At 68.6% G+C, this 13,722-nt stretch carries 12 protein-coding genes; 7 read left to right on the forward strand and 5 right to left on the reverse strand.

Features of this window, described 5'->3' with window-relative positions; genetic code table 11:
• Positions 1-43: 43 nt before the first annotated feature.
• The 4 genes from BM109_RS26030 to BM109_RS26045 all read right to left on the reverse strand — a co-directional run bounded on the left by BM109_RS26030 (position 44) and on the right by BM109_RS26045 (position 5,302).
• A complete protein-coding gene (locus tag BM109_RS26030; protein WP_093349146.1) occupies positions 44-1,174 on the reverse strand; it encodes a 2-aminoethylphosphonate--pyruvate transaminase in 1,131 nt (376 codons plus the stop codon).
• 39 nt (positions 1,175-1,213) lie between these two features.
• Complete coding sequence (locus BM109_RS26035) at positions 1,214-2,947, reverse strand: putative 2-aminoethylphosphonate ABC transporter permease subunit (RefSeq protein ID WP_093349149.1); 1,734 nt, start codon at positions 2,945-2,947, stop codon at positions 1,214-1,216.
• Positions 2,944-4,083, reverse strand: coding sequence for a putative 2-aminoethylphosphonate ABC transporter ATP-binding protein (locus tag BM109_RS26040; RefSeq protein WP_093349151.1), 1,140 nt, complete (start codon positions 4,081-4,083; stop codon positions 2,944-2,946). The genes BM109_RS26035 and BM109_RS26040 overlap by 4 nt, the downstream gene beginning before the upstream one ends.
• Before the next feature lie 184 nt (positions 4,084-4,267).
• Entirely contained in the window at positions 4,268-5,302 is a 1,035-nt protein-coding gene (locus tag BM109_RS26045) for a putative 2-aminoethylphosphonate ABC transporter substrate-binding protein (protein ID WP_371268839.1), read from the reverse strand.
• 164 nt (positions 5,303-5,466) lie between these two features.
• On the opposite strand from BM109_RS26045, the gene BM109_RS26050 reads away from it, so the two are divergent.
• From BM109_RS26050 to BM109_RS26080, 7 genes are all read left to right on the forward strand, one after another.
• Positions 5,467-6,192, forward strand: coding sequence for a phosphonate utilization associated transcriptional regulator (locus tag BM109_RS26050; RefSeq protein WP_093349156.1), 726 nt, complete (start codon positions 5,467-5,469; stop codon positions 6,190-6,192).
• A 1-nt stretch (position 6,193) separates the two neighbouring features.
• The gene (gene phnA, locus BM109_RS26055) at positions 6,194-7,420 is read left to right on the forward strand and encodes a phosphonoacetate hydrolase (protein WP_093349159.1); all 1,227 of its coding nucleotides are present in this window, start codon (positions 6,194-6,196) and stop codon (positions 7,418-7,420) included.
• Positions 7,421-7,438: 18 nt separating this feature from the next.
• The gene (phnY, locus tag BM109_RS26060) at positions 7,439-8,887 is read left to right on the forward strand and encodes a phosphonoacetaldehyde dehydrogenase (protein WP_057589562.1); all 1,449 of its coding nucleotides are present in this window, start codon (positions 7,439-7,441) and stop codon (positions 8,885-8,887) included.
• A 2-nt stretch (positions 8,888-8,889) separates the two neighbouring features.
• On the forward strand, positions 8,890-9,453 hold the full coding sequence (locus BM109_RS26065) for a phosphonate degradation HD-domain oxygenase (protein ID WP_093349162.1): 564 nt from the start codon (positions 8,890-8,892) through the stop codon (positions 9,451-9,453).
• The gene (locus BM109_RS26070; RefSeq protein WP_093349165.1) at positions 9,450-9,899 is read left to right on the forward strand and encodes a GNAT family N-acetyltransferase; all 450 of its coding nucleotides are present in this window, start codon (positions 9,450-9,452) and stop codon (positions 9,897-9,899) included. The genes BM109_RS26065 and BM109_RS26070 overlap by 4 nt, the downstream gene beginning before the upstream one ends.
• Positions 9,900-9,917: 18 nt before the next feature.
• Positions 9,918-11,306 carry an FAD-dependent oxidoreductase gene (locus BM109_RS26075; protein ID WP_093349168.1) on the forward strand — a complete coding sequence of 463 codons (1,389 nt, stop codon included), beginning with the start codon at positions 9,918-9,920 and terminating at the stop codon, positions 11,304-11,306.
• Between the two features lie 104 nt (positions 11,307-11,410).
• Entirely contained in the window at positions 11,411-12,280 is an 870-nt protein-coding gene (locus tag BM109_RS26080) for a hypothetical protein (protein WP_093349170.1), read from the forward strand.
• Here the strand turns inward: BM109_RS26080 and BM109_RS26085 are convergent, their stop codons facing one another.
• Positions 12,281-13,633 (reverse strand): omega-aminotransferase AptA, encoded by a 1,353-nt coding sequence (locus tag BM109_RS26085; RefSeq protein ID WP_093349173.1) that lies wholly within the window; start codon positions 13,631-13,633, stop codon positions 12,281-12,283.
• Positions 13,634-13,722: the final 89 nt, after the last annotated feature.

Here is a 13,722-nt window from a genome sequence, read left to right on the forward strand (position 1 = left end):
GTAGGACCGACGCTGCAATGCGCCGGTCCGATGAACTGCTCGCTCAGGCCGCGACGGCGGCCGATGCCTGCCGGATGCCCATGGCCTCGAGCGTCTCGGCGATGGCGGCGACCGCGCCCGGAATGCCCGCGTCGCCGAAGTGCCCCATGCAGCCCACGCGGAAGGTCTCCACCTGCGTGAGCTTGCCGGGATAGAGGATGTAGCCGCGCCGCTTGACCTCGTTGTAGAAGGTCTTGAAGTCGTAGCGCGGATCGTCGGGCGCATGGAAGGTGACGATGATCGGCGCCTGGATGGCGGGGTCGAGGAAGGCGCGCAGGCCCAGCGCGGCCAGCCCGCCGACCAGCGCCTTGCAGTTGCGCGCATAGCGGCCGCCGCGCGCGGCCAGGCCGCCTTCCTCCACGTACTGCGCGATCGCGGTGTCGAGCGCGGCCACCACGTGGGTGGGCGGCGTGAAGCGCCACTGCGTGGTCTTCTCCATGTAGACCCACTGGTCGTACAGGTCCAGGCTCAGCGAGGGGCTGTGGCCTTCGCATTGCTCGAGCGTGCTGCGCCTGACGATCACCAAGCCCATGCCCGGCACGCCCTCGAGGCACTTGCCCGAGGCCGCGACCACGGCGTCGAACGGCGTCTTGCGCGCGTCGATCTCGAGCGCGCCGAAGGAGCTCATGGCGTCGACGATCAGGCCGCGCCCGTGTTTGGCCACCACCAGCGCGATCTCGTGCAGCGGGTTGAGCACGCCGGCGCCGGTCTCGCAGTGCACCACCGCGACATGGGTGATGCCGGGGTCGGCCGCGAGGGCGCGGTCCACGTCGGCGGGCGAGATCTGCTTTTCTTCCGTGTAGTCGATGGTGGTGAGCTTGCGGCCCAGCACCTTGCAGATCTTCGCGAGGCGCTGGCAGTAGGCGCCGTTGCTCGGCACCAGCACGTGGCCGTCGCGCGGCACCACGGTGCCGATGGCGGCCTCGACCGAGAAGGTGCCACTGCCCTGCAGCGGCACGCATTCGTGCGTGCCCGTGCCGTGCACGATCTCCAGCACCTGGCGGCGGATGCGCGCGGTGATCTGGTTGAAGTCGCCGTCCCACGAACCCCAGTCGCGCAGCATCGCCTGGCGCGTGCGCTCGGACGTGGTCAGGGGGCCGGGGGTGAGCAGGATCGGATGCGGGGCTTGACTCATGGTGTCTCCAGGCAGGGAAGGGGAATGAGGTGGGGCCGTTCAGCCGCGGCCCAGGTTGCGCCAGGCCTGCGTGCGCGCGAGCAGCACGCGCGTGAGCAGCGCATAGGCGATGCACACCAGCGTCGAGGTCACCACGATCAGGCTGGCCAGCGCGGCGGCCGGGCCGATGTCGCCGGCGTCGTCCATGTGCATGATCGCGACCGACGCGAGGATGGTCTCGGGCGTGTAGAGGAAGATGGCGCACGACAGGCTGGCCATCGACACCACGAAGAAGTAGCGCCCGATGTCGAGGATGGCCGGCAGGCAAACCGGCACCGTGACGCGCAGGAAGGTCTTGAAGAACGGCACCTTGAGCGAGGCCGAGACGGCCTCGAACTCATTGTCGATCTGCTTGAGCGCGGTGACGGCCGTGAGGTGGCTCGAGGTGTAGTAGTGCACCACCATCGACACGATCAGGATCGCCATCGTCTGGTAGAGGAAGTTCAGCGGATTGGCCGGATGGTTGAAGAACATCACGTAGCCCAGGCCCAGCACCAGGCCCGGCACCGCCATCGACAGCACGGCCATCAGGTGCATGCCCTTGCGCATCAGGCCGAGGCCGCGCGTCTTCTCGATCAGGTAGGCGCCCGTGAACACGATCAGCGAGCCGGCCACCGCGGTGGCCATGGCCACCAGCAGGCTGTTGCCGTAGGCCGCGGCCATGTCGCTCTCGACCAGCACGAAGTGGTAGTGCTTGAGCGTGAACGACTGGTCGTAGGGCCACAGCGCGATCAGCGAGGTGTAGACCGCCATGCCGATGGTGGCCAGCAGGAAGGCGCAAACCACGGTGCAGAACAGCGTGAGCAGCGTGTCGGCCACGCGCCGGTGCTTCGGGCTGTAGGGCACCGAGCGAGCCGTGAGCTGCGCCTTGAGCTTGCGCCGCACCACGTAGTCGATGACGAAGGAGACGATCGACGGCAGCAGGAGCAGCATGCCGACCACCGCGCCGATCGAGAAGTTGTGCTGACCGACCACCTGCTTGAAGACGTCGACCGACAGCACGTTGAAGTTGCCGCCGATCACCTTGGGCGCGCCGAAGTCGCTGACCACGTAGGTGAAGACCACCGTGGCCGCGCTGATCAGACCGTACTTGCACGAGGGCAGGGTGATGGTCATGAACTGGCGCAGCGGTCGCGTGCGCAGCGCGGTGGCGGCCTCGTAGAGCCGGCCATCGGCCAGCGACAGGGCAGTGACCAGGATCATCAGCGCATGCGGGAAGGTGTTGTAGACCTCGGCCAGGATGATCCCGGGCGCGCCGTAGATCGAGGTGCCGCCCAGCAGGAACTTGAGCGCGCCCTGGTTGCCGAACCATTGCACGAAGGAGATCGCCGACAGCAGCGAGGGCGCGAGCAGCGGGATCAGCGCGATGAGCCGGAACACGGCCTTCAGCGGCGCCGGCATGCGGCTGCGCGTGAGCGCGTAGGCGAACACGAAGGCCGTGGGCACCGAGATCGCCACCACCGCGGCCGCGACCCAGACCGAGTTCCAGGCGGCGCGCAGCAGGCTCGGCGTCTGGAAGTAGGTGATGAAATGGGCCAGGCCGACGAAGCGGCCGTCCTTGTCCTGCACCGCGTGCGCGAGGATGGTGAGCAGCGGCGCGACCAGGAACACGAACAGCATCGCCATCACGACGCACAGCACGGCGCGCGCGATGGTCTCGTCGCGGCTCCAGCGCAGGGCGGGTCGCGTGCTCATGGCCGGCTTGGCGGCGAGGGGATGGACCAGCGTGTTCATGGCGACGAGGCGCGCGCGGCGGAGAAGGCGCGGATGCGGTTGGCGCGCAGCGCGATGTCGACCGTGTGGCCCTCGCGGATGCCGAGGTCGTGCAGCTGGTTGAGCGAGAAGTGCAGGCCGAGCGTCTGGCCGTGCAGCGCATCGGCCGTCACCTCGGCGATGCACAGGCCGCCGAGGAACTCGACCTTGGTGACCATGGCCTGCAGCCGGTTGGCCGTGTCCTCGCGCAGGTGCTCGACCGCGCGGTCCTCGGGCCGCAGGTAGAGGTTGACCGCTTCGCCGGGCTCGAAGGCGCCGTCGCAGGCATCGCACTGCAGCTCCATGTCGCCGACCTGGAAGCGGTGGTTGCCCAGCGCCACCGAGCGCAGCACGTTGACCTTGCCGACGAAGTCCGCCACGAAGGGCGTGGCCGGCTGCTCGTAGACCTCCATCGGCGTGCCAACCTGCTCGATCACGCCGTGGTTCATGACCACGATGCGGTCGGCCATCGACAGCGCCTCTTCCTGGTCGTGCGTGACCATGATGGTGGTGATGCCGACCTGCTTCTGCAGCCGGCGGATCTCGCCGCGCAGGCGGATGCGCTCGAGCGCGTCGAGCGCCGACAGCGGCTCGTCGAGCAGCAGCAGGCCGGGCCGGGTGGCGAGCGCGCGCGCCAGCGCCACGCGCTGCTGCTGGCCGCCCGAGAGCTGGCTCGGGTACTTGGCGCCCGAGGTCGGCAGGCCGACCAGCTTGAGCAGCTCGTCGACGCGCGCCTTGACCTCGGCGCGCCGGGCGCGGCCGTTGACCAGCCCGTAGCCGATGTTCTCGGCGATCGTGAGGTTGGGGAACAGGGCATAGGACTGGAACACGATGCCGTAGTCGCGCCGGTCGGGCGGCAGCCACGAGACGTCCTTGCCGTTCTGCAGGATCTGGCCGGAGGTCTGGGTCTCCAGCCCCGCGATGATGCGCAGCAGCGTGGTCTTGCCGCAGCCCGAGGGGCCGAGGAAGCACAGCATCTCGCCGGGGTTGACGCGCAGGTGCACGTCGCGCAGCGCGCTGAAGGTCTCGAAGTCCTTGCGGACCCCGATGACCTCGAGCGCCGCGGCGCCGCTCGCGGGCCGCCGGCCGGCCATGAACGGGGTGTCGGTCATATCCATTGTTCGCACTCGTCGTTGGCGGACGCGCGGGACGCGCGTCCGCGGGTTGAAGAAGGACAGAAAGACAGCGGCCGATCGGACTTTTTCGCGGGACACCGCGGAACCGGCTTCGCCGGGCCGCCGGTGTCGCCCCCGGTAGGGGGTTGGCGAAGCGACACGAAGTGCGCGCAGCCTGGGGGCGAGCCTATTTAGCTTCGGCCTTGCCTTCGTAGCGCTTGCTCCACTCGGCCAGGATGCGTTCGCGGTTCTTGGCGGCCCAGTTCAGGTCGTTTTTCGCGAGCAGCTTCTCGTAGTTGTCGGGAATGCCCTCGAGCTTCGAGACCACGCCGGGGTAGGCCACCACGGCCCACCAGCGCGCGCTGATCTGGTTGGCCTCCTTGCTCGCCATCCAGTCGGCGAAGCGCCTGGCCTGCTCGAGCTTGGTGCTGGTCTTCATGAGGCTGGTGGCCTCGATGTCCCAGCCCAGGCCTTCCTTCGGAAAGATCAGGTCGACCGGGGCGCCCGACTTCTTGACCTGGTGGGCGCGGAACTCGAACGAGATGCCGATCGGGAACTCGCCCGCGCCGGCCTGCTTGCAGGGCTTGGAGCCCGAGTGCACGTACTGCGCGATGTTCTGGTGCAGCGCGTCCATGTACTTCCAGCCCTCGGCATCGCCCCACATCTGCAGCCACGAGGACACGTCGAGGTAGCCGGTGCCGCTGGAGGCCGGGTGCGGCATCGAGATGGCGCCCTTGTAGACCGGCTTGGCCAGGTCCTTCCAGCTCTCGGGCTTGGGCAGGCCGAGCTTCTGGGCCTCGACCCGGTTGAAGCAGATGGTGGCGGCCCAGACGTCCATGCCGACCCAGGCCGGCGGGCGCGCGGCATCGGAGTAGGCGGGGTTCAGTTCCTTGAAGCCCTTGGGCTCGTAGGGCAGCAGCATGCCTTCCTGCTGTAGCAGCGCGAGGCTGCTGGCGGCCAGGCCGGCCACCACGTCGGCCTGCGGATTGGCTTTCTCGGCCAGCAGCTTGGCGGTGACGATGCCGGTGGAGTCGCGCACCCACTTCACCTCGATGTCGGGATTGGCCTTCTCGAAGGCGTCCTTGTAGAGCTTCATGGCATCGGTCTCGAGCGCGGTGTAGACCAGGAGCGAGGTCTTCTGCGCCCAGGCGGCGCCGCTGGCCGCGAGGCCGAGCGCCGCGGCGCACAGGACGGCCGCGAGACGGCGCGAGCTTGGTTTCATCGTCATCTGTTTCTCCTGAGAGGGCTTGCTGTCACGGAAGGGTGAGTGGCGGGCGTCCGGGGCCTGGCGGCCGGGATCCGGTGGAGGCAATGTAGATTGCAGACTTAAGACTGTCAATAAAAAATTGTTGACAGTTTTCAATCCGAGGCCGGAGAATGCGTTCCATGGTCACCAGCAATCCCTCCTCCGCCCTCGCGTTCCTCCAGTCCAGCTCGCTGCCGATGCTGATGCAGGAGGAGATCGAGCGATTGATCATGACGGGCGAGCTCCCGGTGGGCAGCCGCATCAACGAGAGCGAGCTCTCGCAGCGCTTCAACACCAGCCGCGGCCCGATCCGCGAGGCGCTGCGCGCGCTGGAGGAGGCGGGCCTGGTGCGCAACGAGAAGAACCGCGGCGTCTTCGTGCGCGAGATCGCGTTCGAGGAGGCCGACGAGATCTACGAACTGCGCGAGGCGCTGGAGGAAATCATCGGCCGCCGCGTGGCGCTGGCGATCAAGCCCGATGCCGTCGAGCGGCTGCGCGCCATGCTCGACGCCATGCGCTCGGCGGCCCAGGCGCAGGACGTGGAGCAGTACGCGCAACTCAACCTGCAGTTCCACGAGATCCTGCTCGACACCGCGGGCAGCAAGAAGCTGACCGAGACCTACAAGCGCCTCGTGAAGGAACTGCACCTGTTCCGCATGCGCGCGCTCGACAGCGGCGGCGGCCTGCGGGTCTCGGCCGACGAGCACCGCGACATCGTCGAGGCCATCGCCAGCGGCGACCCCGACATCGCGGGCCGCGCGCTGCGCCAGCACGTCGCGGGCAGCCGCGCGCGCATGCACAAGGCCTTCGGCCGCGCCGATGCCGAAGCCGCCACCACGAACAACCCACCCCAAAAGGAAGTCTGAAATGACACCGGAGACCCTCGAAGTCAATGCCAGGAGCTACCGCTGGATGGCGCGCCCGATCGTGGTCGTGTGCGTGGACGGCTGCGAGCCGGCCTACCTCGACGCGGCCATCGCCGCCGGCGTGGCGCCGTACATCGGGCGCATGCGAAAGGAGGGGGCCGACCTGCTCGCCGATTGCGTCGTGCCGTCCTTCACCAACCCGAACAACCTGTCGATCGTGACCGGCGCGCCGCCCGCGGTGCATGGCATCTGCGGCAACTACTTCTTCGACCGCGAGCTGGGCCAGGAAGTGATGATGAACGACCCCAAGTACCTGCGCGCCGGCACCGTGCTGGCTGCCTTCGCCGACGCGGGCGCCAAGCTGGCCGTGGTCACGGCCAAGGACAAGCTGCGCAAGCTGCTGGGCCACCGCATGAAGGGCATCTGCTTCTCGTCCGAGAAGTCGGACCAGGTGACGATGGAGGAGAACGGCATCGACGACGTGCTCGGCATGGTCGGCATGCCGGTGCCCTCGGTCTACAGCGCCGAGCTCTCCGAGTTCGTGTTCGCGGCCGGCGTGAAGCTCATGGAGTCGCGCCGCCCCGACCTCATGTACCTGTCGACCACCGACTACGTGCAGCACAAGGCCGCGCCCGGCAGCGAACAGGCCAATGCCTTCTACGCGATGATGGACCGCTACCTGGCGCAGCTCGATGCGCTCGGCGCCACCATCGTGCTGACCGCCGACCACGGCATGAACGACAAGCACGGCGCCGACGGCTCGCCCAACGTCATCTACCTGCAGGACGTGCTCGACGGCTGGTACGGCGCCGGCACCGCGCGCGTGATCCTGCCGATCACCGATCCCTACGTGGTGCACCACGGTGCGCTCGGCTCCTTCGCCACCGTCTACGCGCCCGACGAGGCCAGCGTGCCGGGCTGGATCGAGCGCATCCGGCAGGTGCCGGGCATGGAGTCAGTGCTGTCGCGCAAGGAGGCGGCGCAGCGCTTCGAGTTGCCGCCCGACCGCATCGGCGACATCGTGGTCGTGAGCGAGAAGAACACCGTGATCGGCACCGCGGCCAGCCGCCACGACCTGTCGGCGCTCGAGGTGCCGCTGCGCTCGCACGGCGGCGTGTCGGAGCAGCGCGTGCCGCTGATCTGCAACCGCCCGGTGGCGGGCATCGCCGCTGGCCGCCGCCTGCGCAACTTCGATGCGCTCGACATCGCGCTGAATCACGCCCAGTAACCGACCGCCGGAGCACCCATGAGCCAAGCCACGCTGAAGCCAGGCACCATCCACCGCGAAGCCCTGCGCATCGCCGGCGAGCGCGTCTACCGCGACCGCACGATCGAGGTCACCTACCCCTACACCGGCGAGGTGATCGCCACCGTGCCCAAGGCCACGCTCGACGACGTGCGCAACGCGCTGCGCATCGCGCGCGACTACAAGCCCACGCTCACGCGCTACGAGCGCTACAAGATCCTGATGCGCGCGGGCGAGATCATCGCCTCGCGCCTCGACGAGATCTCGCGCACCATCACGCTCGAATCGGGCCTGTCGCGCAAGGACTCGCTCTACGAGGTGGGCCGCGCCTCCGACGTGCTGCTGTTCGCCGCCAACCAGGCGCTGGTCGACGATGGCCAGGTGTTCTCGTGCGACCTCACGCACCACGGCAAGAGCCGCAAGGTCTACACGCTGCGCGAGCCGCTGCAGGGCGCGATCACGGCCATCACGCCGTTCAACCATCCGCTCAACCAGGTGATCCACAAGGTGGCGCCGGCCATCGCCACCAACAACCGCATCGTGCTCAAGCCCAGCGAGAAGACGCCGCTGGCGGCCTTCCTGCTGGCCGACATCCTCTACGAGGCCGGCCTGCCGCCGCCGATGCTGTCGGTGCTCACGGGCGACCCGCGCGAGATCGCCGACGAGCTGCTGACCAATGCCGACGTCGACCTCGTCACCTTCACCGGTGGCGTGCCGATCGGCAAGTACATCGCGGCCAAGGCGGTCTACAAGCGCCAGATCCTCGAGCTCGGCGGCAACGACCCGATCATCGTGATGGACGATGCCGACATCGAGGAAGCGGCCACGCTCGCGGCCAGCGGCTCGTACAAGAACTCGGGCCAGCGCTGCACCGCGATCAAGCGCATGCTGGTGCACGAATCGGTGGCCGACCAGTTCGTCGAGCTGCTGGTGGCCAAGACCCGCGCATTGAAGTACGGCGATCCGATGGATCCCGACACCGACATGGGCACGGTGATCGACGAAGCCGCCGCGAAGCAGTTCGAGGGCGTGGTCAACGAGGCCATCGCGGCCGGCGCGAAGCTGCTGTACGGCAACGAGCGTCGCGGCGCGCTGTATTCGCCGACGGTGCTCGACCGCGTCGACCCCGGGATGACGGTGGCCAAGCACGAGACCTTCGGTCCCGTGTCGCCGGTGATCCGCTTCAAGACCATCGACGAGGCGATCCGCATCTCGAACGGCACGGCCTACGGCCTGTCGTCGTCGATCTGCACCAACCGGCTCGACCACATCACGCGCTTCATCCGCGAGCTCAACGTCGGCAGCGTCAACGTGCGCGAGGTGCCGGGCTACCGGCTCGAACTCACGCCCTTCGGCGGCATCAAGGACTCGGGCCTGGGCTACAAGGAAGGTGTGCTCGAGGCGATGAAGAGCTTCACCAACACCAAGACCTACTCGCTGCCCTGGTAACCATGAGCCTGAGCCTTCCCGACATCGTCGGCCTGTTCGAAACCAAGGGCCATGCCCAGTACGACGGCGAGCCCGTCACCCAGCTCGAGCATGCGCTGCAATCGGCGCACCTGGCCGAGCAGGAGGGGGCGGACAGCGCGCTGATCGCCGCCTCGCTGCTGCACGACCTGGGCCACCTGCTGCACGACTTCGGCGGCACGCCGACGCAGCAGGGGCTCGACGACCTGCACCAGTACCGCTGCCTGCCGTTCCTGCGCGCGCTGTTCGGTCCGGCCACGCTGGAACCGATCCGGCTGCACGTCGATGCCAAGCGCTTCCTGTGCGCGCGCGAGCCCGGCTACCTCGAGGCACTGTCGCCCGATTCGCAGCGCAGCCTGCAGCTGCAGGGCGGCGTGTTCGATTCGGCGCAGGCCAGTGCCTTCGAGGCGCTGCCTTACGCGAAGGACGCGGTGCGGCTGCGGCGCTGGGACGACACGGCCAAGTGCGCCGACGCGAAGACGCCGGACCTCGCGCATTACGTGCGGCACCTGGAGGCTGCGTTGAAGCCCACCGCCATCGCCGCATGAGCGCTGCGCCACCGGTCGTGCTGGCGCGCCGGCCGGCCACGCAGGAAGACGTGCCCTTCCTGCTCGCGCTGCGGCAGCGCACGATGAACGGCCACGTGGTGGCCTCGGGCGCCGAGGTCAGCGACGCGCACCACATGGCGCGGCTGATGCACCGCTTCGAATGCGCCGAGCTGCTGCTGCACGAGGGCGAGCCGGTCGGCCTGCTCAAGGTGTCGCGCGATCCGCACGAATGGGTGCTGATCCAGATCCAGCTCGCGCCGGGCTATCAGGGCGGCGGCATCGGCACCCGGTTGCTGGCCGAGATCGTCGCCGAGGCCGGGCGCGCCGGCGTGGACCTCACGCTCAGCGTGCTCAAGGCGAATCCGGCCCGCGCGCTCTATGTGCGCTTCGGCTTCCTCGTCGAGCGCGAGTCCGAGTTTTCCTACGAGATGCGGCGCAAGCCCTGACCACTTCACGGAGCCGCCATGCGCCCCTTCTGGATCGAACAGGCTCTCTTCAACGACGGCGACCTCGCGCCCGCGCTGCAGGGCGAATGCGAGGCCGACCTCTGCATCGTCGGCGGCGGCTTCACCGGGCTGTGGACCGCGATCCAGGCCAAGCAGCAAGCGCCCGCGCTCGACATCGTCATCCTCGAGAGCGACCTCTGCGGTGCCGGCGCGAGCGGGCGCAACGGTGGCTGCCTGCTCACCTGGTCGGCCAAGTTCCTGACCCTGCGCCGGCTGTTCGGCGAGGACGAGGCGGTGCGCCTGGTCAAGGCCTCGGAGGCGGCGGTGCAGCACATCGCCGACTTCTGCGCCGCCCACGGCATCGACGCCGAGCTGCGGCAGGACGGCACGCTCTACACCGCCACCTCGCCGGCCCAGGTCGGCACGCTCGATCCGATGATGCGCGCGCTCGAGGCGCGCGGCATCCATTCCTACCGCACGCTGCCGCCCGAGGAAGTGGCGCGGCGCTCGGGCTCCGCGCGCAACCTCGCGGGCGTGTATTCGCCGATCGCGGCCACCGTGCACCCGGGCAAGCTGGTGCGCGGGCTGCGGCGCGTGGCGCTCGCGATGGGCATCCGCATCCACGAGCGCACGCCGATGCTCGATTTCTCCACCGGCCATCCGGTCGTGGTGCGCACGCCGGCCGGCAGCGTGCGCGCGAACAAGATGGTGCTCGCGATGAATGCCTGGATGGCCAGCCGCTTCGCGCAGTTCGAGCGCACCATCGCCATCGTGTCGAGCGACATGGTGATCACCGAGCGTTGCCCCGAGCTGCTCGCGCGCAGCGGCCTGACCGACGGCGTGTCGGTGCTCGATTCGCGCACCTTCGTCTATTACTACCGCAGCACCGCCGATGGCCGCCTCATGCTGGGCAAGGGCGGCAACACCTTCGCCTGGGGCGGGCGCATGGCCAAGGTGTTCGACGAGCGTTCGCCCTACGAGGCCGAGCTCACGCAGGCGCTGCGTTCCTTCTTCCCGGCCCTGAGCGAAACGCCGATCACCGCGAGCTGGAACGGCCCGTCCGACCGCTCGGTCACGGGCTTCCCGTTCTTCGGCCGGCTCGATGGCGCGCCGCACATCTACTACGGCTTCGGCTACTCGGGCAACGGCGTCGGGCCGACCTACATGGGCGGGCAGATCCTGTCGTCGCTGGTGCTCGACCAGGACAACGCCTGGACGCGCAGCCCGATCACGAAGGGGCCGCTCGGCTACTTTCCGCCTGAGCCGGTGCGCTACGTGGGATCGATCGTGGTGCGCAATGCGATCCGCCGCAAGGAACTCGCCGAGGACGAGAACCGGCAACCGTGGCTGGTGGACCGCATGCTCAGCAAGCTCGCCAACGCAGCGGGCAAGGCCGACAAGGCCTGACCCGAGGCGGCGGGCCGGGCGGGCCCGCACGTCATGGCACCCGTCTATGATCCGCGCGCCGCATGGGAGCGGCAGGCATCACAACACGAAGACGAGGAGAAGGCATGACATATTTCAAGGCCGTGCGCCGCCGCACGTTCTGGCTGGGCGCGTTGCTGGCCGTCGCGAGTCTTGTCGGCTGCGGAACGCCGCCGACCTACAAGCTTCGCCCCGTCACCGGCCAGTCGCCGGGGACTTTCTCGCTGGCCCATTCCAAGGTGGTCGAGGACGAGCGCCATGGGACGCGTCATCTGGATGCGGCCAAGAGCATCGTCTACTCCCAGAACTTCGGCGGTGGCGGCGCGGCCCTTGGCCTGCTGCTTGGCCCGTTGGGCGTGGCGGCCAACATCAGCATGATCGACAGCAACACCGAGGCGGACGCCGTGCGCCTGCGAGGCAAGCTGACGCTGGCGCCGCGGGAGCTGTTCCTCGCGGCCGCGACGCAACAGGGCCTGGAGGTCGTGGACGATGCCGCGGCCGGCGCGGCGGGCCGCACGCTGGCCACGCCCTACCTGTTCGTGAGCAAGACCGACAACGACCGCCTGCTGACCGCGGCGGCGGTGCGGCTGGAGTACGGGCAGGGCGCCGACCAGTGGTCGGGCGTCTACATGTACCAACTGCCTTCGTCGTACCAGTTGGACGACCTGGCCCGCCTCACGCCCGAGATGCAGGCCCGGCTGGGCACGGAGGCGGCCCAGGGCTTCTCGGCGCTCGCGGCCTTCATCGCGAAGGAAGCGCCGCAGCAGGACGGCCAGGCCAAGGGCGGGACCGAGAAAGACTTCAGCTACAAGTCGGATCTGCTGACGCCCCGCATCGAGATCGAGATGAATGGCCGGTTCATCGCGCGGTCCGGCGACCTGATCTGGTTCAGGAGCTTCGGCGGCGTGTATGCCGTGCGCACCTCGAACATCAAGGTCATGTCGGGCGGAGTCTGATCAGTTGGTTTCCGCCAGCGCGTCGCCCAGCGCATTGATCATGCGATCGATCTCGGCCTTCTCCGAGATGAACGGCGGCGCGAGCTGGATCGTGTCGCCGCCGTAGCGCACGTAGAAGCCCTTCTTCCAGCAGTTCATCGCGATCTCGTAGGGACGGCGCGCCGGTTCGCCCGGCAGCGCGGCGATGGTGAGGCCGGCCGCGAGGCCGAAGTTGCGGATGTCGGTCACGTGCTTGCTGCCCTTGAGGCTGTGCACGGCGTTCTCGAAATGCGGCGCCAGCGCCTTCGCGCGCGCGGGCATGTCTTCCTTCTGCAGCACGTCGAGCGCGGCGATGCCGGCGGCGCAGGCCACCGGGTGGGCCGAGTAGGTGTAGCCGTGCGGGAACTCGAGCATGTAGTCGGGGCCGCCCGCGGCCATGAAAGTGTCGTAGATCTCCTTGCTGGCGATCACGGCGCCCAGCGGCTGCGCGCCGTTGGTGATCTGCTTGGCGGCGTTCATGATGTCGGGCACCACGCCGAAGGCATCGGCGCCGGTGAGGGTGCCGCAGCGGCCGAAGCCGGTGATGACCTCGTCGAAGATCAAGAGGATGTTGTGCGCGGTGCAGATGTCGCGCAGGCGTTTCAGGTAGCCCTGCGGCGGGATCACCACGCCGGCCGAACCCGCGAAGGGCTCGACGATGACGGCCGCGATGTTCGAGGCGTCGTGCAGCGCGATCAGGTCGAGCAGGCGGTCGGCCAGCTCGGCGCCGTTCTCGGGCATGCCGCGCGTGAAGGCATTGGCCGCGAGCTGGGTGTGGGGCAGATGGTCGGCCTCGACGCCCTGGCCGAACAGCTTGCGGTTGGCGCCGATGCCGCCGACCGAGATGCCGCCGAAGTTGACGCCGTGGTAGCCCTTCTCGCGCCCGATCAGCCGGGTCTTGCTGGCCTGGCCCTTGGCGCGCCAGTAGGCGCGCGCCATCTTGAGCGAGGTGTCGGCGGCCTCGGAGCCCGAGCCGGTGAAGAAGACGTAGTCGAGGCCCGCGGGCGTGAGTTCCTTGAGCTTGTTGGCGAGCTCGAAGGACAGCGGATGGCCGAACTGGAAGGCCGGCGAATAGTCGAGCCTGGCGATCTGGCGGCTCACCGCCTCGGTGATCTCGGGGCGGCCGTGGCCCAGGCCCGAGCACCACAGGCCCGAGAGGCCGTCGAAGATCTTGCGGCCTTCGTGGTCGGTGAAGTAGGCGCCCTTGGCCTCGACGATCAGGCGCGGGTCGGCCTTGAACTGGCGGTTGGCGGTGTAGGGCATCCAGTGCGCCTCGAGCCAGGCGGCATCGGTGCGCGGGGCCGGGTTGGCGAGGTCGGGCGTGGCGAGGGTCATGGGTGCGTCCAGGTTGGGTGGGAAAGCTGACGCGTCGATTGTTGGCAAGCCGTTCAGTGTGGAGAATGGCGCAATATCAATGTTCACTT

This window comes from Variovorax sp. PDC80 (assembly GCF_900115375.1).
GTDB lineage: Bacteria > Pseudomonadota > Gammaproteobacteria > Burkholderiales > Burkholderiaceae_C > Variovorax.

Bases quoted from the DNA above. Each gene is read 5' to 3' on its own strand.
- BM109_RS26070 (WP_093349165.1), top strand. From the start codon at position 9,450: ATGAGCGCTGCGCCACCGGTCGTGCTGGCGCGCCGGCCGGCCACGCAG.
- BM109_RS26030 (WP_093349146.1), bottom strand. From the start codon at position 1,174: ATGAGTCAAGCCCCGCATCCGATCCTGCTCACCCCCGGCCCCCTGACC.
- BM109_RS26065 (WP_093349162.1), top strand. From the start codon at position 8,890: ATGAGCCTGAGCCTTCCCGACATCGTCGGCCTGTTCGAAACCAAGGGC.
- BM109_RS26075 (WP_093349168.1), top strand. From the start codon at position 9,918: ATGCGCCCCTTCTGGATCGAACAGGCTCTCTTCAACGACGGCGACCTC.
- BM109_RS26045 (WP_371268839.1), bottom strand. From the start codon at position 5,302: ATGAAACCAAGCTCGCGCCGTCTCGCGGCCGTCCTGTGCGCCGCGGCG.
- BM109_RS26085 (WP_093349173.1), bottom strand. From the start codon at position 13,633: ATGACCCTCGCCACGCCCGACCTCGCCAACCCGGCCCCGCGCACCGAT.
- BM109_RS26040 (WP_093349151.1), bottom strand. From the start codon at position 4,083: ATGGATATGACCGACACCCCGTTCATGGCCGGCCGGCGGCCCGCGAGC.
- BM109_RS26080 (WP_093349170.1), top strand. From the start codon at position 11,411: ATGACATATTTCAAGGCCGTGCGCCGCCGCACGTTCTGGCTGGGCGCG.
- BM109_RS26035 (WP_093349149.1), bottom strand. From the start codon at position 2,947: ATGAACACGCTGGTCCATCCCCTCGCCGCCAAGCCGGCCATGAGCACG.
- phnA (WP_093349159.1), top strand. From the start codon at position 6,194: ATGACACCGGAGACCCTCGAAGTCAATGCCAGGAGCTACCGCTGGATG.
- BM109_RS26050 (WP_093349156.1), top strand. From the start codon at position 5,467: ATGGTCACCAGCAATCCCTCCTCCGCCCTCGCGTTCCTCCAGTCCAGC.
- phnY (WP_057589562.1), top strand. From the start codon at position 7,439: ATGAGCCAAGCCACGCTGAAGCCAGGCACCATCCACCGCGAAGCCCTG.